Annotated in this window: 20 protein-coding genes; 11 read left to right on the top strand and 9 right to left on the bottom strand. The window is 73.8% G+C overall.

The annotated features are described in order from the left end of the window. Nucleotides 1–41 precede the first annotated feature (41 nt). The 10 genes from pstC to Cs7R123_RS32480 all read left to right on the top strand — a co-directional run bounded on the left by pstC (nt 42) and on the right by Cs7R123_RS32480 (nt 12,380). Nucleotides 42–1,058 (top strand): phosphate ABC transporter permease subunit PstC, encoded by a 1,017-nt coding sequence (gene pstC, locus Cs7R123_RS32525; protein WP_244872287.1) that lies wholly within the window; start codon nt 42–44, stop codon nt 1,056–1,058. Nucleotide 1,059: 1 nt separating this feature from the next. Next, nucleotides 1,060–2,202 carry a phosphate ABC transporter permease PstA gene (gene pstA / locus Cs7R123_RS32520; protein WP_244872286.1) on the top strand — a complete coding sequence of 381 codons (1,143 nt, stop codon included), beginning with the start codon at nt 1,060–1,062 and terminating at the stop codon, nt 2,200–2,202. Further along, the gene (gene pstS / locus Cs7R123_RS32515) at nt 2,202–3,788 is read left to right on the top strand and encodes a phosphate ABC transporter substrate-binding protein PstS (RefSeq protein WP_212832233.1); all 1,587 of its coding nucleotides are present in this window, start codon (nt 2,202–2,204) and stop codon (nt 3,786–3,788) included. The genes pstA and pstS overlap by 1 nt, the downstream gene beginning before the upstream one ends. Next, nucleotides 3,785–6,151, top strand: a complete 2,367-nt coding sequence (locus Cs7R123_RS32510; protein ID WP_212832231.1) for a hypothetical protein — start codon at nt 3,785–3,787, stop codon at nt 6,149–6,151. Before pstS ends, Cs7R123_RS32510 begins: the two co-directional genes overlap by 4 nt. A gap of 144 nt (nt 6,152–6,295) precedes the next feature. Beyond that, nucleotides 6,296–7,252 carry a hypothetical protein gene (locus Cs7R123_RS32505; RefSeq protein WP_244872285.1) on the top strand — a complete coding sequence of 319 codons (957 nt, stop codon included), beginning with the start codon at nt 6,296–6,298 and terminating at the stop codon, nt 7,250–7,252. Then, entirely contained in the window at nt 7,249–8,856 is a 1,608-nt protein-coding gene (locus Cs7R123_RS32500; RefSeq protein ID WP_244872284.1) for an Ig-like domain repeat protein, read from the top strand. Before Cs7R123_RS32505 ends, Cs7R123_RS32500 begins: the two co-directional genes overlap by 4 nt. A gap of 59 nt (nt 8,857–8,915) precedes the next feature. Further along, nucleotides 8,916–9,974, top strand: a complete 1,059-nt coding sequence (locus tag Cs7R123_RS32495; RefSeq protein ID WP_212832227.1) for a DUF916 domain-containing protein — start codon at nt 8,916–8,918, stop codon at nt 9,972–9,974. Further along, entirely contained in the window at nt 9,955–10,668 is a 714-nt protein-coding gene (locus Cs7R123_RS32490) for a hypothetical protein (protein WP_212832225.1), read from the top strand. Before Cs7R123_RS32495 ends, Cs7R123_RS32490 begins: the two co-directional genes overlap by 20 nt. Next, complete coding sequence (locus Cs7R123_RS32485) at nt 10,665–11,525, top strand: sortase (RefSeq protein ID WP_212832224.1); 861 nt, start codon at nt 10,665–10,667, stop codon at nt 11,523–11,525. Before Cs7R123_RS32490 ends, Cs7R123_RS32485 begins: the two co-directional genes overlap by 4 nt. Before the next feature lie 33 nt (nt 11,526–11,558). Next, nucleotides 11,559–12,380, top strand: a complete 822-nt coding sequence (locus Cs7R123_RS32480; RefSeq protein ID WP_212832223.1) for a phosphate ABC transporter ATP-binding protein — start codon at nt 11,559–11,561, stop codon at nt 12,378–12,380. Nucleotides 12,381–12,528: 148 nt separating this feature from the next. Here the strand turns inward: Cs7R123_RS32480 and Cs7R123_RS32475 are convergent, their stop codons facing one another. From Cs7R123_RS32475 to Cs7R123_RS32435, 9 genes are all read right to left on the bottom strand, one after another. Continuing rightward, on the bottom strand, nt 12,529–13,812 hold the full coding sequence (locus Cs7R123_RS32475) for an ATP-grasp domain-containing protein (RefSeq protein ID WP_212832222.1): 1,284 nt from the start codon (nt 13,810–13,812) through the stop codon (nt 12,529–12,531). A gap of 80 nt (nt 13,813–13,892) precedes the next feature. Beyond that, nucleotides 13,893–14,453, bottom strand: a complete 561-nt coding sequence (locus Cs7R123_RS32470) for an HD domain-containing protein (protein ID WP_212832221.1) — start codon at nt 14,451–14,453, stop codon at nt 13,893–13,895. Nucleotides 14,454–14,516: 63 nt separating this feature from the next. Then, entirely contained in the window at nt 14,517–15,458 is a 942-nt protein-coding gene (locus Cs7R123_RS32465; protein WP_212832220.1) for a DMT family transporter, read from the bottom strand. A gap of 40 nt (nt 15,459–15,498) precedes the next feature. Next, nucleotides 15,499–16,809, bottom strand: a complete 1,311-nt coding sequence (locus Cs7R123_RS32460) for a glycosyltransferase 87 family protein (RefSeq protein ID WP_244872283.1) — start codon at nt 16,807–16,809, stop codon at nt 15,499–15,501. A 14-nt stretch (nt 16,810–16,823) separates the two neighbouring features. Beyond that, the gene (mptB, locus tag Cs7R123_RS32455) at nt 16,824–18,293 is read right to left on the bottom strand and encodes a polyprenol phosphomannose-dependent alpha 1,6 mannosyltransferase MptB (protein WP_212832218.1); all 1,470 of its coding nucleotides are present in this window, start codon (nt 18,291–18,293) and stop codon (nt 16,824–16,826) included. A 76-nt stretch (nt 18,294–18,369) separates the two neighbouring features. Then, nucleotides 18,370–19,527, bottom strand: coding sequence for a glycosyltransferase (locus tag Cs7R123_RS32450; RefSeq protein ID WP_244872282.1), 1,158 nt, complete (start codon nt 19,525–19,527; stop codon nt 18,370–18,372). Further along, nucleotides 19,524–20,741, bottom strand: a complete 1,218-nt coding sequence (locus Cs7R123_RS32445; protein ID WP_212832216.1) for a glycosyltransferase family 1 protein — start codon at nt 20,739–20,741, stop codon at nt 19,524–19,526. Before Cs7R123_RS32445 ends, Cs7R123_RS32450 begins: the two co-directional genes overlap by 4 nt. Before the next feature lie 117 nt (nt 20,742–20,858). Beyond that, nucleotides 20,859–21,662: a hypothetical protein gene (locus Cs7R123_RS32440; RefSeq protein ID WP_212832214.1), complete on the bottom strand. Its 804-nt coding sequence runs from the start codon at nt 21,660–21,662 to the stop codon at nt 20,859–20,861. 73 nt (nt 21,663–21,735) lie between these two features. Then, nucleotides 21,736–22,614 (bottom strand): sigma-70 family RNA polymerase sigma factor, encoded by an 879-nt coding sequence (locus Cs7R123_RS32435; protein WP_212832212.1) that lies wholly within the window; start codon nt 22,612–22,614, stop codon nt 21,736–21,738. 92 nt (nt 22,615–22,706) lie between these two features. Between Cs7R123_RS32435 and Cs7R123_RS32430 the strand changes: the two genes are divergently transcribed. Next, nucleotides 22,707–23,159, top strand: a complete 453-nt coding sequence (locus Cs7R123_RS32430) for a carboxymuconolactone decarboxylase family protein (protein ID WP_212832211.1) — start codon at nt 22,707–22,709, stop codon at nt 23,157–23,159. Nucleotides 23,160–23,162 lie beyond the last annotated feature (3 nt).

The raw sequence follows: 23,162 nt of genomic DNA, 5'->3' as shown, positions 1-23,162 counted from the left end.
TCTCTATCCGGACTTGATTTCCTCTGGTTCGGAGGTGCGGGGTGACCGCGACCGTGCAGGTGCAGCCGGACGCCCCGGCCGAGGCCGAGCGGCGCCGCAGGCTGGCGCCCAGTGGCGGCGCCGACCTGGCGTTCCGTGCGCTGCTGCGCACCGCGGGCGCCGTGGTGCTGGCCATCATGGCGATCGTCGGATTGTTTCTGGCGGGCCGGGCCGGAGAGGCTGTCTCCCAGGCGGGTCCCGACTTCGTCACCACGCAGAACTGGGAGCCCGACAGCCACAACTTCGGCATCGCCGCGGTGCTGGTGGGGACCTTCCTCATCGCGCTGGTCGCGATCAGCCTGGCGGTGCCACTGGCCACCGGGATGGCGCTGTTCATCTCCGAATACGCCACCGGCGGCCTGCAGCGCTTCCTCATCGGGTTGGTGGATCTGATGGCCGCCGTGCCCAGTGTCGTATATGGACTATGGGGCGTGAACTGGCTGCAACCCAACATCGTCGGGCTGTCGCGGTGGCTGGCGACGTACTGCTCGTGGATTCCGTTCCTCCGGGTCGACGGGTACGACCCCGGCGATCCGCTGTCGCCGCAGACGGTGTTCACGTCGTCGAGCTTCATCGCGGGCGTGGTGGTCGCGCTGATGATCACCCCGATCGTCTCCTCCATCATGCGCGAGGTGTTCTCGCAGGCGCCGCTGGGTGAGCGCGAGGGCGCGTACGCGCTGGGCGGCACGCGGTGGGGCATGATCCGGACCGTCGTGCTGCCGTTCGGCCGCGGCGGCATGATCGGCGGCACCATGCTGGGCCTCGGCCGCGCGATGGGAGAGACCATCGCCATCTACATGATCATCTCGCCGGTGTTCGTGATCCAGCCGCACCTGCTCCAGAACGGTGCCAGCTCGATCTCCTCGCTGATCGCGCTCAAGTACGGCTCGGCCTCGCCCTTCGGCACCTCGGCGCTGATGGCGGCGGGCTTCGCCCTGTTCCTGGTGACGCTCGCGGTCAACTTCCTGGCCTCGATGGTCATCGCCCGCAGCCGTTCCGGCGCCCAGAGCGAGGTGTGACGTGACCACCGCCATCCCGCCCATGACCACCGACGCCCCGCCCGTGACGACCACGGTCCCGCCGGTGACGACCACCATCCCGCCCGAGCCGGCGCAGACGCCGGAGGTGCGCCGCGACACCAGCGCGGGCCGTTCGGCCGACCGGGTCGCCGTGCTCGGCAGCCTGGCCGCCGCGATCAGCTTCACCTGGATCATCTTCACCTGGATCGCCCCGTTCGACGGCGTGATCGGCTTCGCGGTGATCACCTACGTGCTGTTCCTCGCGGTGTACGCGGCGCTGGTCTCCCTCGACGAGACCGGACCGACCATCCGCGACCGCGTCGCCGCGGTGGCGATCCGGGGCATCGGCGCCCTGCTGCTGGTGACGCTCGGCCGGATCATCTGGTACACGGCCGCCGAGGGGCTGGGCGCCGCGCTGCGCCCCAACTTCGTCACCCAGGACCTCTCGGTCACCCAGCAGCTCGACCCGCTGAGCGTCGGCGGCATCCTGCACGCGATGGTCGGCACCCTGGAGCAGATCACCATCGCCCTGGCGGTGGTGCTGCCGCTGGGCCTGACCTGCGCGGTGTTCCTGACCGAGACGCGCGGGGCGTTCACCCGGTTCGTGCGCATGGTGGTCGAGGCGATGACCGCGCTGCCGTCCATCGTGGCCGGCCTGTTCGTCTACGCCGCGCTGATCCTGAGCCTGGGCGTGCCGACCTCCGGGTTCGCCGCGGCCATGGCGATCAGCGTGATGATGCTGCCGATCGTGATCCGCGCGGCCGACGTGGTGCTGCGGGTGGTGCCCGGTTCGCTGCGGGAGGCGTCGCTGGCGCTGGGCGCCTCGGCGTGGCGCACCACGTGGCACGTGGTGCTGCCGACGGCCCGGTCGGGCCTGGCCACCGCGCTGATCCTGGGCACCGCGCGCGGCCTCGGCGAGACCTCGCCGGTGCTCATCACCGCGGGTTTCACCACGAACCTCAACCTCGACCCGTTCTCCGGCCCGCAGGTGTCCCTGCCGCTGGTGACGTTCAACCTGGTCCGCTCGCCGCATCCGCACATGGTCACGCGCGGCTTCGGTGCCGCGGCCGTGCTGATGGTGGTCGTGGTGGTGCTGTTCTTCGTCGGGCGGCTCGTCGGACGAAACCGGAAGGGGAGCAAGTGATGCGTACCTGGTGGCGGGCTGCCGCGGCCGGGCTGGCGCTGGTGCTCGGAGCACTGCTGCCGGCGGCCCCGGCGTACGCGGTGACGTACGTGCCGATCAGCGGCGCGGGGTCGTCGTGGAGCGGCCCGGCCGTCTACCAGTGGGCCAGCAACGTCAAGCAGTACGGCATGACGGTCAGCTACGCCGACACCGGTTCCTCCGACGGCCGCAACCGGTTCAAGAGCGGCGTGGTCGACTACGCCGTCTCCGAGATCCCGTACGGCCTGACCGACGGCGGCGTGACCGACTACCCGCCGACCACGAAGTTCTCGTACATGCCGATCGTCGCGGGCGGCACCTCGCTGATGTACAACCTGAAGATCGGCAACAGCCGGGTGAGCAACCTGCGCCTGTCCGGCGAGGTCGTCGCGAAGATCTTCACCGGGGTCATCACCAACTGGTCAGACCCGGCCATCAAGGCCGACAACCCGCGGCTCAACCTGCCCGCCCGCAAGATCGTGCCGGTGGTGCGCTCGGACGGCTCCGGCACCTCGGCCCAGTTCACGCTGTGGCTGTCCACGAAGTACCCGAACCTGTGGAACGACTACTGCCGCAAGGCCGGCCGGTCCACCCCGTGCGGCTTCACCTCGAACTTCCCGGTGGTGCCGGGCATGGGGTTCACCGCGCAGTCGGGCTCCAACGGCGTCGCGGGCTACGTCAAGCAGGACGGCAACATCGGCACCATCACCTACGTCGAGTACTCGTACGCGGTGAACCTGAACTTCCCGGTCGCCAAGGTGCTCAACAAGGCGGGCTACTACATCGAGCCCACCGCCAGCAGCGTCGCGGTGGCCCTGGTCCAGGCGCAGATCAAGAGCGACCTGACCCAGAAGCTCGAAGGCGTGTACGACGCCGAGGACCGCCGCGCCTACCCGCTGTCCAGCTACAGCTACATGATCATCCCGGTGGACCAGGTCCAGGGCTCGTTCAGCCTCGACAAGGGCCGGACCCTGGCCGCGTTCGCCTACTACTTCCTGTGCGAGGGCCAGCAGCAGGCCGAGTCGCTGGGCTACTCGCCGCTGCCGGTCAACCTGGTCACCGCGGGCAAGGCCCAGGTCGACCGTATCCCCGGCGCGGTGCCCAAACCGATCGACGGCCGCAGCTGCAACAACCCGACCCTGTCACCCGACGGCAAGAACGCCCTGGCCACCAAGGCGCCCCAGCCCAAGGACTGCGACAAGAAGGGCCTGGACATGTGCGCCTCCGGCACCGGCGGCGCGCGGTACAACACGCCGCTGCTGGCCATGCCGACCGGTGGCGCCAGCGCCAGCCCCGGGGCGTCGGCGAGCCCGGGTGCGGGCACCGGCACCGGGACGGGCACGGGCACGGGGACCGGCACCGGCGGCACCGTGATCGACCCCGACACCGGCCAGCCGATCGGCACCGGCGGCGGCGCGACGGGCGGGGACGTCACCGCGACCACCGTCGACCTCGCCGCCCAGGACAGATCCACCCGCCGCGGCATGCTGCTGCTGGCCGCCGCGACCCTGGTCGCCGTCGTCCTGCTGCCGCCGCTGCTGGCCCGCACCCTGCGGAGACGGCCGTGAGACTCAGACTCGTCCTGGCCGTCGCGGCCATGCTCGCGGGCCTCGTGCTCGCGGTGACCCCCTCGCCGGTCAACAACGCCCCGGCCGCCGCCGACGAGGCGGGCTCGGCGGTGACCGTCAACGGCACCGGCGCGTACGCCGACCTGGCCGTCACCGTCGACATCACCGAGGCGCTGGTCAACCAGACCGTGCACCTGACCTGGACCGGCGGCCGCCCGACCGCGCCCGACTACGGCCGGTTCGACACCGACTTCCTCCAGATCATGCAGTGCTGGGGGGACGAGGAGACGCCACAGCGGGAGAAGTGCCAGTTCGGCGGCCTGTTCACCGACACCCGTGGCGGCAGCTTCGCCAACTCGCGGCAGGTCGACTACGGCAGCACGCTGGTCGACCCGAACGAGGTGTACGCCACCCCGGGCCGGTACGTGCCGTTCCGCCCGGCGACCGGCGCCCCCGACGTGATCGGCTCGCGCAACGAGTACTTCGACGCCAACACCACCAACGAGATCCCGTACGCCCGGATCCGTCCCGACGGCACCGGCGAGGCGTTCTTCGAGGTGCAGACGGTCACCGAGGCACCCGGCCTGGGCTGCGGCGAGGTGCCCGAGGGCGCCGTCGCGCCGCGCGCCTGCTGGCTGGTGGTCGTGCCGCGCGGCGCCGCCGAGGTCGACGCGACCCCGGCCGCCGGCCAGCCCGACCACCGGCTGGTCTCCTCGCCGCTGAGCGCGTCCAACTTCACCCACGCCCTGGCGGTGCGGCTGACGTTCCAGCCGGTCGGCACGGCCTGCACCATCGGCGTCAACGAGCGGCGCATGGTCGGCCACGAGCCGCTGCGCGAGGCGGTCAACCGCTGGCAGCGCTCGCTGTGCACCCCGACCACCGTGTACGGCTTCTCGCAGGTCTCCGACGACACGGCCCGCCGCCAGGTCGTCTCGGCCGACCCCGGCATGGTCTTCACCGGCCGCGCCGCCGACCCCGACACCGTCGACCCGGCCCGCCCCCTGGTGTACGCGCCGGTCGCCGTCTCCGGGGTGGTGATCGCGTTCAACGTGGAGCGGTCGGCCAACCCGGTCGGCGACCCGCAGCAGCGCCTGCGCGACGGCGAGCGCATGACCGACGTCAAGCTCACCGCGCGGCTGGTGGCCAAGCTGCTGACGCAGTCGTACCGGTTCGGGGCGTTCTTCGCCGAGCAGGAGCTGGCGGGCAACCCGTCGGACATGACCGAGGACGAGGAGTTCCTGACCCTCAACCCGGAGTTCCGGCAGGACTCGTTCCTCACCGCGCTGCCCGACGCGCTGATGCCGCTGATCCCCACCGACGCGGCCGGGGTGCTGTGGGCGTGGGTGAACGGCGACGCCCAGGCCCGCGCGTTCCTCGACGGCACGCCCGACGAGCACGGGATGATCGTCAACCCGCACTACAAGGAACTGGTGCTGCCGCGCAGCGACTTCCCGAAGCAGGACCCGTTCTGCGACGCCGGGCAGCCGGGCACGCCGTGCACCCAGGACGCCCACCCGTACACGACCGACTTCCACGACGGCGCGCGCGCGGCCAGCCGCGGCGACACGCTGACCCGCTTCTACGACACCACCAGCGACCCGGTGGCGTGGAAGAAGGTCCCGCCGCAGCTCGGCGGCCTGCGCGCGGTGCTGACGGTGACCGACAGCGCCAGCGCGGCCCGCTACGGCCTGCCGGTGGCCAAGCTGCGCAACGCGGCCGGGCAGTTCGTGGCGCCGACGGCGCAGTCGCTGCTGGCCGGGGTGGCCGCGATGGTCCCGACGGCGGTGCCGAACGTGGTGTCGCCCAACCCGAACACGACCGACGCCGCGGCGTACCCGCTGACGATCGTGTCGTTCGCCGCGACCGCGCCCAAGGCGCTGGCCAAGGCGGCCGGGCGCGACTACGCGACGTTCCTGCGCTACGCCGCCGGCGACGGGCAGGTCCCGGGCGTCGGCGCGGGCCAGCTCCCCGAGGGCTACGCGCCGCTGCCCGAGCAGCTGCGCGCCGCGACCCGCACGGTCGCGACCAGGGTCGAGCAGGAGGCGGGGACCGGGGTGGTCGTCTCGCCGTCGCCGACCCGGCGCAGCCCGTCCCCGACGCACACGTCGTCGGGCTCGGGTTCGGGCAGTGGTTCGGGCTCGGGCAGCGGATCCGGCAGCGGCCAGTCGGTCGCGCCCGTGCCCTCACCGACCCCGACCGACGTGGGACTGGCGCCGATGAGTGCCACGCCCGCGCAGCCCACCTCACCCACGGGCCGCTACGCGCTGGCGGCCCTCCTGATCCTCGGCGGGCTGGCGGGGGCCATCGGCCCCATCCTGTCCCGCCGACCGAAGACCCGGCCCATCGAAGGAGGTGGCAGCTGAGGTCTTAGGCGCTGCGACCAGGAGCGGCAACTCCCGATCGCAGCTGGGGAAAGAACGAACCGGACAAAAGTCCGGTGCGATCCGTCGTCGCAAAGGATACCCGCAGTGCAGAAGAAGGCGCTTCTCGCGCTCACTGGAGCGGGGGTGGCCGTCGCACTCATGCTGGCGTCCGCACCGGCTCAGGCGGACCCCACGGGTACGCCCACCTACCGTGCCCTGGTCGGTGTCGGCTCCGACACCACCCAGGGCGTGATGAACGGCCTCTCCGAGGTCGTCGTCGACGGCACCGGGACCAAGCTGATCGGCTCGTACGACGCCGTTCCGCAGGGTTCCAGCATCACCACCAAGGACCCGTCCACCAACCCCGCCTGCACCCTCACCCGCCCGAGCGGGTCGGGCGCCGGCGTCACCGCGCTCGTGAACTCGCTCGCGGCCGGTAACGGGTGCATCCAGTTCGCGCGTTCGTCGAGCAACAACTCGGCGAACTACGCGGGCAAGAACCTGACCTACGTCCCGTTCGCCACGGACGTGGTCGCCTACGCGGTGCGCTCGGACAGCACGATCTCCAAGAAGCTGACCAAGGCGCAGCTCACCGCGATCTACAACTGCGCGGGCGGTGTCAACTACAAGCCGCTGTTGCCGAAGTTCGGCTCGGGCACCCGCTCGTACTTCCTCAGCCAGCTCGGTTTCACCGACGCTGCCAACTTCACGTCGACCCCGAACCACACGTGCATCGTGGAGACGGACGCCACCTCCACGCCGATCGAGGAGAACGTCGGCACCCTGCTGACGGACCCCAAGCACATCATCCCCTACTCGGTCGGTCCGTACCTGTCGCAGATCAACGCGGTGGTGCCGGACGTGCACGGCAAGGCGATCCTCGGCCAGATCGACGGCATCGCCCCGCTGGTGAGCAACGTGGGTTCGACGCTGGTCCGCACCGTCTACAACGTGGTGCCGACCGGTCAGCTCAGCGACCCGACCTACGCGAGCGTCTTCGTGGGGCCGACGTCGCAGATCTGCACCAACACCGCGGTCATCGTCAAGTACGGCTTCGGCCTGAACGCGAACTGCGGCAACACCACCCTGACCACTCCGTGACCCTCCGTCGGAAGGAGAACAGCAACATGATCGTCAACAAGCTCCTGCGTCCGGTGGGTGTCGGCGTGGTCGCCGTCACCGCCCTCGCGGGCATCATGATCGGTGCGCCGGCGTACGCCGCCGTACCGACCGGCACGCTCGGCACCGTCGCCCTCATCCCGGCGAGCGGCTCCGACGTGATCGCCCCGAAGGTGCACACCTCGGCCGGTTGCCCCGCCTCGGCGGACGGCTACTACGCCTCGATCTACGGCCCCGGCGCGTTCGCGGCCGGTGCCATCGTCACGAGCACGACCGACGTCGGCTTCTCGACGTCGGGCGGCTTCGACGTGCAGATCGGCAACAGCGCGAAGGACGTCGCCACCGACCTCGGCACCACCGTGGTCGCGGGCCAGTACGCCTACGAGGTCTCCTGCATCGACCAGTTCAGCGGGGACGTCAAGGGCACCTTCGCCGGCTCGTTCTGGTTCACCAGCGCCACGGCGTACCAGAGCACGGACCCCAACGCCCCGGTGTCGACGACCACGTCGCTCGGCATCGCCCCGGCCGCGCCGGTCGTCCAGGGCACCACGGTGACCCTGACCGCGACCGTCACCCCGGCCGCGGCGACGGGCACGGTGCAGTTCTTCGACGGTGCCACCCCCCTGGGCGGCCCCGTCACCGTCGCGAGCGGCTCCGCGTCGCTGTCGACGGCTGCGCTGACCGCGGCCACGCACTCCCTGAAGGCGGCGTTCACGCCGTCGGGGGCGCCGTACACCGCGTCGGAGTCCGGCGTGACGTCGTACCAGGTCACCGCCCCGGTGGCGACCGTGACGACGACTGCTCTGGCGGTCACCCCGAGCGGGACCGTCACGCAGTACAGCCCCGTGTCGCTGAGCGCGACCGTCACCCCCGCCGGTGCGGTGGGTGCGATCCAGTTCCTCGACGGCGGGGTCGCCCTCGGCGCCCCGGTGGCTGTCAGCGGCGGTTCCGCGTCGCTGAGCATCAGCTCCCTGGGCGTGGGCGCCCACTCGCTGAGCGCCCGCTTCGTGCCCACCAACCCGGTCAACTACGCCGGGTCGGAGTCGGACTCGGTCGCCCTCGCGGTGACCGCGTTCGCCGGTGTCTCCACCAGCGAGAACATCTCGACCACGGTGGTGCCCGGTGCGCTGGTCATCAGCGTCGCGAACGCCAACGTCGTGCTGCCCACCCCGCAGCTGACGCCGGACGCGACCAAGCTGACCACCGCGGGCAGCCTCAACCCCATCACCGTCACGGACACCCGGGCCGGCAACGTGGGTTGGAACGTCGCGGGTCAGGTCTCCGACTTCACTGACGGAGCCGCGCACGGGATCAACGGGGCCAACCTCGGTTGGGACCCGAAGGTCATCGACAAGTTCGCCGTCCAGACGATCACGGCTGGTCCGTCGATCGCCCCCGCGAACGCCATCGCCGTCGGGGCCTCGGCTCCGGCCGGCCTCGGTCTGGCCACCAGCCGGACGCTGGCGACCGCGGCGGCACTGGCCGGCGTCGGCACCGCGCACCTGGGTGCCGACGTGTCGCTGTACGTGCCCACCTCGACCGTGGCGGGCACCTACTCCGCCACGCTCACCCTCACCGCCATCTGATGGCAGGGCGGGCGGGGCCTCGCGGCCCCGCCCGCTCCCTCGCAGAACGGACCTCCGCGATGAGACCCCTCGCCCGCCTGCTCGCCGTGGCGCTGCTGGCCGTGGCGCCCGGCCTGGGCGCCCCCGCCGCGGCGGCACCGCGCACCGCACCCGCCCCGGCGGCCGCCCCGGCCACCGGCCCGGCGACGTTCGGCATCCAGCCCGCCAGCCCCACCGGCCCGGACAGCCGGGCCCAGTTCCTCTACAGCGCCACCAAGGGCGCCGTGGTCAAGGACCAGTTCGTCGTCAGCAACTACGGCACCGCGCCGCTGACCCTCAAGGTGTACGCCAGCGACGCGTTCAACACCGTCGAGGGCGGGTTCGACCTGCTCGCCGCAGCTAAGCAGCCCGTCGACGTCGGCGCCTGGACGAAGCTGACCGCCGGCACGGTGACCATTCCCGCGCGCGGCAGCACCGTCATGCCGTTCACGCTGACGCTGCCCGCCAACGTGACCCCGGGCGACCACGTCGGCGGCATCGTCGCCTCGCTGACCACCACGCAGACCGACGCGAGCGGCAACAAGGTCGCCGTCGAGCAGCGCGTGGGCGTACGCGTCTACCTGCGGGTCTCCGGCCTGCTGCGGGCCACCTTGTCGGTGGACTACCTGCACGGCGAGTTCCAGCCCGCGGGCGCGACCCGGGGCGGCGTCGTCTACCTGACGTACACGGTGCGCAACACCGGCAACGTGCGCCTGGCCGGCCACCAGCAGCTGAGCCTCAGCTCGCCGCTGTGGACCGACATCACCGTGCCCAGCCTGCCCGACCTGCCCGAGCTGCTGCCCGGCGCGACGCTCCAGCGCACCGTCGCCGTCGCCGACGCGCCGCCGGTCGGCTGGCTGGACGCGACGCTGCGGGTCGACCCGCAGGCCGTCGGCACCGACCTCAACCCGCCGACCATCGCCGTGGTGCGCCACACCACCGTCTGGGCGTTCACCTGGCTGACCTGGGTGGTGCTGGGGGTCGTGCTGCTCCTGCTCACGCTGCTCGGGCTGTGGATCTTCTTCCTGGTGCGCCGCCGTCGCCGCGGCACGCCGCAGCAGCAGACGGGAGGGCGCAGCCGTGCGACCGTCGCCGCGTGACCTGCTGGCGCCACTGCTGGTGGCGCTGGCCCTGCTGCTGCCGGGCACCCCGGCGTACGCCGAGAAGCTGGGCGGGCTGGTCGTCTACCCGGGCGCCAGCCTCGACACCGCCTCGATCAAGGTGGTGACCGCCCGGGGCTGCCCGAGCACCGCCGACGCCTACTACGTGAAGGTGCGCGGGCACGGCTTCCCCGCCGACGGGCTGGTCGTCACGCAGACCACCGACGCGGGCCTGTCGCACACCGACGGCTTCGCCGCGTACTTCGCGCTGACCATGATGGACTTCGCGGCCGACCAGCACACCAAGCTGTCGGGCACCTACGACGTCACGCTGTACTGCATCGACGCGTTCACGCAGGAGAGCCGGGGCGAGTTCACCGGCTCGATCCGCTTCTCCAGTCCGACCCGCTACCAGGCCGTCGGCGCGGCCATGCCGCCGCCGAGCCCGTCGGCGGTCCCGGGTGCCTCGGCGTCGCCGGGCGTGGGCACGCCCGCCCCGGGCGCCGGGTCCGGCGATCCGGCCCTGGCCGCGGGGGCGCCGTCCGCGGCCGCCGCCGCGACGCGGGCCAGGCCGAAGGCGGCCGAGGGCGGTTGGGTGATCTGGCTGGTGTGCACCGCCGCCGCGGTGGGCCTGGTCTGGGCCTGGCAGCGGCGCAAGGCGTGGCTCGACGCCGGACCGAGGCGGTCCAGGTGAGCGCCGGAGGCCGCCCGCCGCTGCGGGTGCTGATCGGGCAGATCCTGACCCTGTCCGCCGCGGTGCTGCTCGGCACCGCGGTGGCGCTGGTGCTGCTCGGGGCGCTGCGCCACCAGCGCACCCAGACCCTGGCCGAGGGGCGGCTGCGCCTGGCGCTGGCCGAGGGCACCGCCCCGGTCAGCCAGCTCGCCCCCGACGGCGCCCCGCTGGACCCGGGCACGCCGGTCGCGGTGCTGGTCATCCCCAGCATCGACCTGCGCGAGGTCGTCTTCGAGGGCACGGCGGGCCAGGTGCTGACCGACGGTCCCGGGCACCGGCGCGACACCGTGCTGCCCGGCCAGGCCGGGGTGAGCGTCCTGATGGGACGGCGCGCCGGCTACGGCGGCCCGTTCGCGAGGGTGCCGGACCTGCGCGTCGACGCCGAGATCACCGTCACCACCGGCCAGGGCGTGCACCGGTACGTCGTCACCGGCGTACGCCATGCCGGGGATCCGCAGCCCGAACCGGCCGACCCCGGCACCGGCACGCTCATCCTGACCACCGCCGACGGCCTGCCGTACTTCCCGGACGACGTGGTGCGCGTCGACGCGAAGCTGACCACGCCGGTCATGCCGACGCCGGGACGCGCGTTCGGGGTGTCGGCGCTGCCCGCCGGGGAGCTGGCGATGGCCGCGGGCGACGACGTGGTGCCGCTGGTCTTCTGGCTCCAACTGCTGGTCGCCCTCGGCTGCGGCGTGGTCTACGTGCGGCTGCGCCTGGGCGCCTGGCACGCGTGGCTGGTCGGGGTGCCGACCCTGGCCGTGGCGGGACTCGGCGCCGCCGACGCGGCCCTGTCGCTGCTGCCGAATCTTCTCTGACGTATCACCCGTACCCGTGAAAGGCCCTGCCCGATGATCCTCACCGAGACCGCCACCGACGCCTACGCCCCGGTCGGCGACGCCGCCCCGCTGGACGCCCGGTCGATCTCCGCCTGGTTCGGCGAGCGCAAGGTGCTCGACCGGGTGTCGCTGGAGATGCCGGCCGGGACGGTGACCGCGCTGATCGGCCCGTCCGGCTGCGGCAAGTCCACCTTCCTGCGCATCCTCAACCGCATGCACGAGCTGGTGCCCGGGGCCACCCTGGCCGGGGAGGTGCTGCTGGCCGGGTCCGACATCTACGACGCGGAGCGGCGCCTGACCGAGGTGCGCCGCCAGATCGGCATGGTGTTCCAGAAGCCCAACCCGTTCCCGGCGATGTCCATCTACGAGAACGTCACCGCCGGGCTGAAGCTCACCGCGACCAGGATCAGCCGGTCCGAACGCGACGACCTGGTCGAGCAGTGCCTGCTGCGGGCCGGGCTGTGGAACGAGGTGCGCGACCGGCTGCGCCAGCCCGGCGGGGCGCTGTCCGGCGGCCAGCAGCAGCGCCTGTGCATCGCCCGCTCGCTGGCGGTGCGTCCCCGGGTGCTGCTGATGGACGAGCCGTGCTCGGCCCTGGACCCGACCTCGACGCGCCGGGTGGAGGAGACCATCGCCGAACTGGCGTCGCAGATCACCATCGTGATCGTCACGCACAACATGCAGCAGGCGCAGCGGGTGTCGCAGCAGTGCGCGTTCTTCCTGGCGGAGCAGAACACCCCCGGCCACATCGTCGAGCACGGCCCGACCGACCAGATGTTCCGGCGGCCGCGCGACCCGCGCACCGAGGACTACGTCAACGGCCGCTTCGGCTGACCGGCCGCGCGCGCCGCACCCGGCGCGCCGAGAGGGAGGCGGTCGGCTCGCGCGGCCGCCTCTTTCGTCATAGACGTTGGCCTATTACATCGAGTGTGATCTTTGTTCAGTCGATGTAATAGGCCAACGTCTATAGAAAAAGGGGTCGTCAGGCGAGCGGGATCACCTCGACGCCGTCGACGAGGGCGGCGACCAGGGCGCTGGCGCGGGCGGTGAGGGCGCGGCCGTCCGGTGCGGCGAGGCTGCCGGTCGACTCGATCCGGCCGAGGATCGCGCCGGGCAGCAGCGAAACGCCGGTGCCGGGCAGGCCCGAGACGCGGGCGGCCGGGTCGGCGACGGCTCCGTCAGCGGGTACGGCCCGGACCACGCCCGCCGGGCCCTGCCAGCGGATCAGAAGGTGGCTGCCGGACGGCACCGGGTCGGGGTGCCGCTCCGGGCCGTCGAGCGGGGCGCCGAGCAGGGCCAGCAGGTGCTGGTGCAGGCACGGGGTGCCGCCCTGACGCTCCTGGAGGCGGCTGAGCAGCCACGACGAACCCTGGATACGCGGATTGACCTCCAGGAAGCCCAGCTCGTCGCCGGACACCGCGATGTCCACGCCGAACAGACCGCGGTGGCCCTGCCCGCGCAGCCAGTGCCCGATCGCGGCGGTGTGCGTGTAGGCGCGGTCGAGCACGCCGGCGCCCAGTGCCGGAGTGGTGAAGTCGCTGCCGCAGTAGCCGCCGAAGGCCAGGCCGAGCTGGTCGATGCCGCTGATCTGGGTGGAGGCGGGCAGCAGGCGTACGCCGTCGTGGTGCACGACGCCCGCGCAGTTGATCGTGGTGGGCCCGGCGAAGCGGGACACCAGCCAGCGGTCGACGTGCGGGTGCGCGACCAGCGCGGCGACGAGCTCGGCAGCCTCGTGCACGAGGTAGGTGCCCTGGCCGCCCGCGCCGTTGGGGGTCTGCGCCACGAACGGGGTGCCCAGCCGCTCGGCCAGCGGCGCGAACGCCAGCTCGGTCGCGTCGGCGACGACCGCGTCGGGCACCGGCACCCCCAGCGACGCCATCACCTCGCGTACGTGGATCTTGTCTCCGGCCAGCCGCTCCACCACGGCCAGCGGGCTCGCGCCCAGCCGCACCCGGCCCGGCCAGGCCGCCGCGGCGGCCTCCCAGGCGGTGCTGGCGCGCGGCGGCACCAGCAGGATCGGCCGGTCGTCGGCGGGGGCCTCGGCCAGCACTTTCGGGACGAAGTCGGCCAGGCGCGCCACGTCGCCGAAGCGCCAGCGGCGGCGTACCCCGTCCAGGCCTTCGAGGGACAGCACCGGCCGACCGGGCAGCCCGGGGTCGGCGTCGCCGGACAGGACGCACACGCACGACCCATGCTCGGTCAGCGGCGCCATCATGCCCGGGTACGCGCTGGCGGTAACCAGGCGGAAGTCGTGCAGGTCGGTCATGGCGGCTACTGTGACCGATCGGGGTCGGCGCAGCAGGGCGCCGCGGCGGTACGCCGAGCGAACGGTGGGGAAACTCTTGCCTATGCGGCGGCGAGCCGCCGCTCCACCCGCCCGGCCACAGCCAGCAGGTACGGCTCCCGCAGGTGGTGGATGCGGGCCTGCACCGAGTCCGCCCCGTGCCGCGCCAGCACCTCGGCCATGCGGTCCGCCACCGCCATCGGCCGCCCGTACGGCCCCACGGTCTGGTCGGCGTAGGTCAGCGCGTCGGTCACCGGCGACACCTCGAACGGGTAGCGGGCCAGTTCCCTGGTCAGGCCGCGCGCGGAGGCGGCGAACCGGGCGCCGGAGTGGTGCGCCACCAGCGCGCACACCGGCTCGGGCCAGCCCTGCCGGTGCAGCCACGACGCCCCGTCGAGGGGATGGAAGCCGGTCTCGGCCAGCTCGGTGTGGTAGCCGATGTCATGCAGCCACGCAGCCGCGACGAGCAGCTCGCGGTCGGCGGCGGCGACCGAGGCCGACAGCTGGGCGGCGCGGTGCGCCACCCCGGCCGTGTGCGCCCAGCGCTCGGGCAGGTCCCGCAGCAGCAGTTCGGCCGTCCGGGCGGCGGAGGCCAGGTCAGGGCGGGTCAGCACGAGGGGCATGTTCGTCACGCTAGAACCGTCCCGGGGCTGCGCCAATCGCGGTCCCGCCGCTGGACGGTTTGTTCATCTTCTGTTCGTGTCGTGTTCGGCAGGTGTTGGCAGCTCGACGGCCGGGGCGAGGGTGGGGGAGAACGCCAGCGTGCCGACCCCGACCGCGATCGCCACCCCCGAGGCGGTCAGCGCCGACAGTGCGGTCACGCTGGTCGGCGGGGCGGCGTCGAACAGCAGCGCGCCCCACACCCAGCTGAACACCGGGTCGGCGACGGTCATCGCGGTGAGCGCGGTCGGCAGCGAGCCGCTGCGGAACGCCTCCTGCACCAGCAGCGCGGCGACCAGGCCGGACAGCGCCAGGGCGTACAGCGGCCAGTGCAGCGGCAGCGCCGCCGGGCCGCCCCGGGCCAGCTCGTCGGTGACCACCACGGTCAGCACGGCCGTGGTGCTGAAGCCCGCGCCCGCCGCGACCCCGACCGCGGCGGTGCGCGCGACCCGGCCCAGCCGCCCGCGTACCGCGACGAGCAGGCCCGCGATCAGCAGCACCACGGTGAGCAGCACCAGCGGCACCCGGCCGTGCCGAACCGTCTGCGGCACCGAGCCGCGCGCCAGCACCAGCGTGACCAGCCCGGCCACCACCGCCAGGGTGCCCCACCAGTCCCGGGGCGCGGGCGGGCGCCCGGTGCGGGCGGTGGCCAGCGGCAGGGCCAGCAGCAGCTGCACCGACAGCAGCGCCTGCACGATGCTGATCGACCCGGTGTGCAGGGCGGCGGCGTGGGCCGCGAAGCCGAGCACGTTGCAGGCCAGCCCGGCCAGCCATACCCGGTGGCGCAGCAGCCCCGGCACGACCGCCAGCACCGGCAGCCAGCCCTCGGCGGGCCGGTCGCGCCGGTCGCCGGGGACAGGCTGGGTGCTGACGACGCGATGGGTGCTGGTGACCCGGTGTTGCAGCGCCGCGGCCGCCGCGAACAGCGCCGCGGCGAGTATGCCCAGCGCGATGCTTGCGAGGTTCATCTTCCCGCCCCTTGCCGCCCTCGGTCAGGCGGCGTGCGCATCATCGCCGGGCCGCGAGTACGGAGATCGACTCCCGATCCGCCGCCGCGTGAACGGCCGGGGACGGGACCCGCTCCTCGGCCGCCGTAGCACCGGCCACCAGAACCGGAGCCTGCTCGCGTACGGCGGGCACCGGGGCGGCCGGGGCGGGGGCGGCGGCCCGCAGCGGCATGAAGGCCAGCAGCCCGAGGGTGACCCAGACGTACGCGCTGCCGCCGAGCAGCCCGCCGAGGCCGTCGAAGTGGTACCACCACAGCCACACCACGCTGCTGCACAGGATCGCGTACGCCGTCGCGGTGCCCCACAGCAGGCGCCGCCGCCGGGCCGCGGCCTGGGCCAGCGCCACCTGCGCGGTCACGGCCAGCGCCGGGACCGCCCACACCAGGTGGTGCACCCAGGTGATCGGGCTGACCAGGCAGGCGACCAGCCCGGTCAGCGCGAACCCGCCCGCGAGGTCGCCCGCCCGCACCGCGCGGCGCGCCCGTACGGCCCACAGGGCCAGCACCGCCACGACCGCGACCAGCCACGCGATCCGGCTCGGCGCGGCCGGGTGCAGCCGGGCCAGCGCCCCGAGCAGCGACTGGTTCGAGATGTACGCCAGGTCCCCGACCCGGCTGGTGTGCCACAGCGCGCCGGTCCAGAACGCCAGCGACGGGCCGGGCGCGACCAGCGCCGCCACCGCGGTCGCGGCGGCGGCGGTCGCGGCGGCGGTGGCCGCGGCCCGGCGCCGTCCGGCGAGCAGCAGGAAGACGATGAAGACGGCAGGAGTGATCTTGATGGCGGCGGCGAGCCCGATGCCGACCCCGGCCCAGCGGCCGCCCCGGCGGCCCGCCCCGCGTGCCAGCAGTTGCGCGTCGGCCCAGACCAGGGCCACCAGCAGCAGGTTGACCTGCCCGAAGCTGACCGTGTCGCGGACCGGTTGCAGCATCGCCAGCGCGCACGCGCCCAGGCCGTACACGAAGGGGCGGTTCCAGCCGTGCTCGCGGGCGATCGGGTCGACCAGCCAGTACAGCAGCGCGGCGCAGGCCGCGGCGGTCAGCACCGTGTGCACCGCGACGACGGTGTGCCACCCGAGCAGGCTCATCGGCAGCATCGCCACCGCCGCGAACGGCGGGTACGTGAACCCGTAGTGGGTGCCGGGCTTGAGGTAGTCGTAGATGCCGCCGCCGGCGTGCACCCAGTCGTTGACGGTGCCGTAGTACACGCCCACGTCGAACCAGCCCCGGTGCCCGGGCACCAGGGCGATGAACAGGGACACTGCGGTGGCCAGTCCGGCCACGCACAGCAGCCGGGCACGGCCGGTCGTCACCACGAAACGGGTTCCCTTCATCGGGCGGCGGCGGCCGGGCCGACGCGGCGGTAGTAGCTCAGCGCGGCCAGGACCGGGACGGCCAGCAGAGCCCCGGCCCCGGCGGCCGCCAGATCGGGCAGGCGCGGGGTGAACCCGCTGGGGAAGACGAGCACCGCGAACAGCAGGCACACCACGGCGGCCCAGCGGCGTACGCGCCCGTCCGGCGCGGCGGCGGCGATGGGGATCAGCCCCCACAGCAGGTACCACGGCCGCAGGGCAGGCCCGAGCAGGGCCAGCGCGCCCAGGCTCAGCCCGAGCGCGTACACCGGCCCGAACCTGGGTTCGGCGCGCCAGGCGTAGCAGGCGACGGCGACGGTGGCGAGCAGGCCGAGCCAGCGCCAGGCGGGGATCGCCAGCGGGGCCAGGTCGCTGCCGAACAGGTGCAGCAGGTTGCGGGTCAGACGGCCCAGGGTGCTGCTCAGGGACCAGTTCTGCGACGAGACGGGCGTGTTCAGGGAGCGCAGCCAGCCGTAGCCGGTGCCGGTCACGGCCGTCACCGCGACCGTGGTCGCGGCCGCCACCGCGGCGGTCAGGCCCAGCGCGGTCAAGGTGGCGCCGACGGTCCGGCGCCGGGACGCCTGTTGTTCCGGGTCGGACCGCGGCAGCCGGTCGCGCCACAGCCACACCACCACCAGCAGGCCGAGCGCGGCGGGGGCCTTCACCAGCGACGACAGCGTGATCAGGGCGGTGGCCAGGCCGAAGCGGGCCGCCGCCGCGGCGGTCAGCCCCGCCGCGAGCAGACCGAGCATCACGGCGTCGTTGTGCGCACCGCCGACCAGATGCAGCAGCACCAGCGGGTTCAGCCCGCCCAGCCACAGGGCCGCGGCCGGGTCCACGTGGCAGGCACGGGCCAGCCGGGGCAGGCATCCGATCATCAGGACCACCCCGGCCAGGGCGACGGCGCGCATGCCGAGCACGCCCAGCGGCACGTCGGTGTCGGCGGCGCGGGCCACGGCGGTGGCCAGGGCGAGGAACGCCGGGCCGTACGGGGTCGGGGTGTGCTGCCAGATCGGGGGCACCTCGGCCGACAGCGGGCCGCCGAGGCTGGACGGGCCGAACTCGTACACGTCGATGCCCGCGCCGACCATGGCGCCCTGCGCCAGGTAGCTGTAGACGTCGCGGCTGAACAGTGGCGGGACCAGCAGCAGCGGCGCCGCCCACACGGCGAGCGTGGCCAGCAGCGACCGGATGCCCGGCGGGACCGGTCCGCGCACCGCCCGGCCCAGCCGCCACCAGGCCGCCGACAGCAGCGCCAGCCCGAAGTACGCGCAGACCAGCCCGGCCTGCTCGTGCTGGCGCAGCCCCGACAGGCCCAGCACCGGCGCGAGCGTGTCGCGCACCGGCAGCGCGCCCGCCGCCAGGCCGCCCACGGCCAGCGCGGCCGATCCGGCGAGGCCGAGCAGGCGGCTGGCGCGCGCGTCGGCGACGGCTGGGGCAGCGGGCACCCAGGCAGGCTGCCAGCGCACCGTGTACGAAACGCGACGGCCGGTTGAAGGACCCGTGTCCGCCACGTGGCCGCCGTCAGGCCGACAGCGCCCGGTGCACGGCGAGGAACCCGCGCACCGCGACGTCCCACCCGAACCGCTCCGCGCGCTGCCGGGCCGCGCCCCGTCGCGCCGCCTCGGGCCGGGCCAGCAGCTCCCGCACCCCGGCGCTCAGATCCTCACCGGCCACCGCGATCCCGGCGTCGCCGACGACCGCGGGCAGCGCGCTGGACGCGCTGACCACCGAGGGCGAGCCGCACGCCAGCGCCTCCAGCGCGGCCAGCCCGAACGTCTCCATCGGACCGGGTGCCACCACCACGTCCGCGGCGGCCAGCAGTTCGGCCAGCCGCTCCCGGTCGCTGAGCCAGCCGGTGAACACGACCGGCAGCCCGGCCGCCTCGGCCTGCAAGCGGCCGCGCAGCGGCCCGTCGCCGATCAGCACCAGCCGCGCGGGCACCCCCTGCTCGCGCAGCGTACGCAGGGTGAGCAGGGCGCGGTGCGGGCGTTTCTCCAGCGACAGCCGGGTGCAGCACACCAGCAGCACCTCGTCCGGCCCCGCGAACCCCGCGCGGGCCCCGGCGTCGCGGCGCGACGGGTGGAACAGGTCCAGGTCCACCCCGAGCGGCACCTGCGTGACGTTGACGGCACCGAGGCCGGTGAACTCGCCGGTGGCCCAGTCGGTGGTGCAGACGATCCGGTCGTACCCGTCGGCGCTGGCGCGGTTGAGCCGCGCGGCGGCCAGGCCGCGGACCCGGGCGGGCAGCTTCACGACGCCGAGCAGGCCGTCGACGCTCTCGTGCGAGACCATCACGCTGGGCACGCCGTGGCGCCGCGCCCACGCGCCGGTCCAGCGCAGCGTGGTCCGGTCGGACACCTCCAGCCGGTCCGGCCGCAGGTCCGCCAGCACCCCGGCCAGCGGGCCGCGCCGCACCAGCAGCCGGTATCCGCCCAGCGCGGGCACCTTCGGGCCGGGCAGCGTGATGACCCGGCCCTGCTCGGTCAGCTCGTCGGCGTGCTCGGGCCCGGGGATGACCAGCACCGGCTCGTGCCCCGCCCGCAGGTAGCCCTTGCCCAGCTCGCGCAGGGCGGTGCGCAGCCCGCCGGAGCTCGGGGTCACGAAGTTGGCCAGCCGCACGATCCGCAGCGGCGGCCCGTCGACGGGGGTGACGGTGTCGGTGGCGGCAGGTGCGGTCACGGGACCGGCACCGCCACGGCGAGGCTGCTCGCGGGCAGCGGCTGTGCCGCGACCGCCGCGGGCGGTGCGGGATCGGGGACCGGCTCGGGCAGCGCGGCCGGGGCGGTGCCGGCCGCGGCGTGGTAGTGGTCGATGAGCTGGTCGCCGAGCGCGGCCCAGGTGCGGCCCGCGACGGCGGTACGGGCGGCGGCGCCGTACGCGCGGCGCAGGGACGGGTCGGCGTGCAGCCGGGCGACGGCCCCGGCGATCGCGGCGGCGTCGACCGGCGGCACCAGCAGCCCGTCCACGCCGTGGCGCACCAGGTCGAGCGGGCCGCCGGTGGCGGGGGCGACCACGGGCACGCCGCTGGCCTGCGCCTCCTGCACGGTCTGGCAGAACGTCTCGAACGGGCCGGTGTGGACGAACACGTCCAGGCTGGCGTAGAGCCGGGCCAGCTCGACCCCGCGCCGCCCGCCCAGCAGCACCGCGCCGGGCACCGCCTGCCGGACCGCGTCGCGGGTCGGCCCGTCGCCGACCACCACCACGCGTACGCCCGGGACACGCGCGGTCTGGGCCAGCAGCTCGACCTTCTTCTCCTTGGCCAGCCGCCCGACGTACCCGACCAGCAGCTCGCCGTTCGGGGCGAGTTCGGCGCGCAGGCTCTCGTCGCGGCGGCCGGGGTGGAACAGCTCGGTGTCCACGCCGCGGCCCCAGCGGCCGACCCGGGGCACCCCGTTGGCGACCAGCTGGGCCGCGGTCATCGACGACGGGGCGAGGGTGGCGGCGGCGTCGGCGTGGATGCGCCGGATCCAGCGCCAGGCGGCCGCCTCGCCGAGGCCGACGCCGTACGCGCGGGCGTAGCCGGGCACGTCGGTCTGGTAGATCGCCACCACGGGCAGACCGAGGCCGGCGGCGGCGCGGGCGCCCCAGGCGCCGAGGATGAACGGGCTGGCCAGGTGCACCACGTCGGGCTGGAAGGCGCGCAGCGCGGCGCCGATGCGCCGGGTGGGCCAGGCCAGCCGGACGTTGCCGTACCCGGGCATCGGCAGCGAGTCCAGCCGCACCACCGGGTACGGCTTGGGCGTGATCAGCTGCCGCGTCCGCCGCCCCGGCCGGGGTGCGATGACCAGCGGCTCGTGCCCTCTGGCCAGCAGATGGTCCGCGACGCGAGAGACGGAGTTCGCCACGCCGTTGACGTCCGGGGAGAACGACTCGGTGATGATCGCCACGCGCATGGCCGCCACGCTAGGAACGCCAGCGGGATCCCAGGAGACACTCCGACGTCGCCCAAACGAAGAACATGCGAACGATGCGCCACGCCCCGGGGTGCGCCCGGGGCGTGAGGTCTGCGGCTACGGGGTGGGGTCGGGGAAGTTGCGGACGGGGCAGCTGTTCGGGGTGGCGGGGTCGACCCGCTTGAGCGCGTACGCCACCCCCTGCGTCGGCACGTGCGTCACCGGCGCCCGGTCACCGATCACCACCAGCGCGTGCCATCCGGTGGCCGTGGCCGTGTACCTCGTGCACCCGTCCACGTACTCGATGGTCTGCGACGAGGCGGCGGCCGTCCGGTTGCGCACGTACGTGCCCGGCACACCGGCCGTGCTGGACAGCAGGAACACGTGCGACCCGGCGCCGCTGGTGGCCGCCCAGAACTGCTGGCCGCTGGTCAGCCAGATGTCGGCGATGCTGACGATGTCGTGGTCGACCAGCGTGGCGAAGGCCAGGTCCGGGTCGGACGGCCCGGTGCTGCCGGAGTGCGTGATCGGGGGCAGGTTGACGATGGCCGCCCCGCTGCGCTGCTGCACCCAGTACGACCCGGTCCCGGTGGCCACCGCCTGGTAGCGCCCCAGCGGCCGGAACCCGCTGTTGGAGTTCACCGCCGTGAAGTCGGTCCGGCTGCCCGGCATGATGCTGGTCGCCAGGATCGCCCCGGTGCCGTCGTTGAGGGTCAGGTCGGTGCCGCCGGGCACCGCGGGCTGCACCGCGGCGACCGACCAGTAGTAGTTGCCCGTGGTGTAGAGATAGGTCTCCGGCGCGGACGCGGCGACGACCGCGCCGTCGGCCAGCGAGACGGCCGCCTGCGCGACGCCGGGCAGCGCCGCCACGAGCAGCCCGGCCAGCAGCGCGGGCAGTGCGGTGATACGTCGGATGGACACGTTTCCTCCCTGAGGTTGGCGCGAACGGTAGCGGTGATGCCGCCGCCGTTCAGTCGCCAATCCGTCGGTGTGATCACATGTCCAGGAACGTCACGTCCAGCTCGCGCAGCCGCTCGGGGTCGCCGACGATGTCCATCTCCACGATGCGCCCGTCGCGGATCAGGAAGCCCAGCACGGACATGATCTTGCCGTCGACCACGGTGACCACGCCCGCCGCCCCGTTGACCAGCGCGTACCGCGCGGGGGGCGCGAACCGGTTGTAGGCGGTGGCGCCGGAGGCCACCGCGTGCGCGCCGCGGATCAGGCGGGAACCCGCGCCGGGGCCGTAGTCGGCGCGCAGCACCACGTCGGGGTCGAGCACGGCCAGCAGGCCGTCGAAGTCGCCGCCGCGCGCGGCGGCCAGGAACGCGTCGACGACCTCGCGCTGGCGGCCCAGGTCCGGGTCGGGCGCGGGCGCGGCGCCCTGCACCCGCCGCCGGGCGCGGCTGGCCAGCTGCCGGGCGGCGGCGCTGTTGCGGCCCACGATCGGGGCGATGTCGTCGAACGGCACCGCGAACATGTCGTGCAGCACGAACGCCAACCGCTCGGCCGGGTCGAGCGTGTCGAGCACCACCAGCAGCGCCAGCCCGACCGCGTCGGCCAGCAGCGCCTGCTGCTCCGGGTCGGTGCCCGAGGGCGGGCTGAGCACCGGGTCGGGCACGTGCACGTCCAGCGGCTCCTCCGGGTGGGTGCGCCGGGCCCGCAGCATGTTCAGCGACACCCGGCCGACGACCGTGGTCAGCCACGCGGCCAGGTTGTCGATCTCGGCCGCCTCGCTGCGGCTCAGCCGCAGCCACGCCTCCTGCACCGCGTCGTCGGCCTCGCTGAGCGAGCCGAGCATGCGGTACGCCACCGCCCGCAACTGCGGCCGGTGCTGCTCGAACCGGCGTGCCAGAAATTCCTCGTCGTCCACGGTCACATTCCTCCGTCGTGCGGTGTCGAAGAAGCGACCCCACCGGAGCGGCCGATGTGACCGGCCGCCCCAAGATCCTAAAGGAGCACGACATGCAGGCACGAATGGCACACCCCGCCCTCAGCATCCCCGGCGCCCTGGCGGCCCTCCAGGCGCTGTCGGCCGCGGTCGGCACGACCGGCCTGGACAAGAACCTGCTGGAGCTGGTGAACCTGCGCGCCAGCCAGCTCAACGGGTGCAGCGTGTGCGTGCGGATGCACGCCGCCGACCTGCGCAAGAACGGCGAGGGCGACGACCGGCTGGACACGGTCGCCGCCTGGCGCGACACCCCCTACTTCACCGACGCGGAGCGGGCCGCGCTGGCGCTGACCGAGGCCGTGACGCTGCTCGCGGGCCGCCCCGACCCCGTCGATGACGCCCTCTGGGCCGAGGTCAACCGCCACTACACCGAGGCGCAGGTGCAGGGCCTCCTGCTGTCCATCTCGGGCATCAACGTGTGGAACCGCCTCAACGCCGCCACCCGCCAGGTCGCCGGCGCCTGGTGACGC

This window comes from Catellatospora sp. TT07R-123 (assembly GCF_018327705.1).
Taxonomy (GTDB): Bacteria; Actinomycetota; Actinomycetes; order Mycobacteriales; family Micromonosporaceae; genus Catellatospora.
This window is presented reverse-complemented; position numbering and strand designations above follow the sequence as displayed.

Excerpts from the sequence above, each read along its gene's own strand:
- Cs7R123_RS32475 (WP_212832222.1), bottom strand. The coding sequence starts at position 13,812 with ATGACCGACCTGCACGACTTCCGCCTGGTTACCGCCAGCGCGTACCCG.
- Cs7R123_RS32480 (WP_212832223.1), top strand. The coding sequence starts at position 11,559 with ATGATCCTCACCGAGACCGCCACCGACGCCTACGCCCCGGTCGGCGAC.
- Cs7R123_RS32430 (WP_212832211.1), top strand. The coding sequence starts at position 22,707 with ATGCAGGCACGAATGGCACACCCCGCCCTCAGCATCCCCGGCGCCCTG.
- Cs7R123_RS32470 (WP_212832221.1), bottom strand. The coding sequence starts at position 14,453 with ATGCCCCTCGTGCTGACCCGCCCTGACCTGGCCTCCGCCGCCCGGACG.
- Cs7R123_RS32465 (WP_212832220.1), bottom strand. The coding sequence starts at position 15,458 with ATGAACCTCGCAAGCATCGCGCTGGGCATACTCGCCGCGGCGCTGTTC.
- pstS (WP_212832233.1), top strand. The coding sequence starts at position 2,202 with ATGCGTACCTGGTGGCGGGCTGCCGCGGCCGGGCTGGCGCTGGTGCTC.
- Cs7R123_RS32445 (WP_212832216.1), bottom strand. The coding sequence starts at position 20,741 with ATGCGCGTGGCGATCATCACCGAGTCGTTCTCCCCGGACGTCAACGGC.
- Cs7R123_RS32495 (WP_212832227.1), top strand. The coding sequence starts at position 8,916 with ATGAGACCCCTCGCCCGCCTGCTCGCCGTGGCGCTGCTGGCCGTGGCG.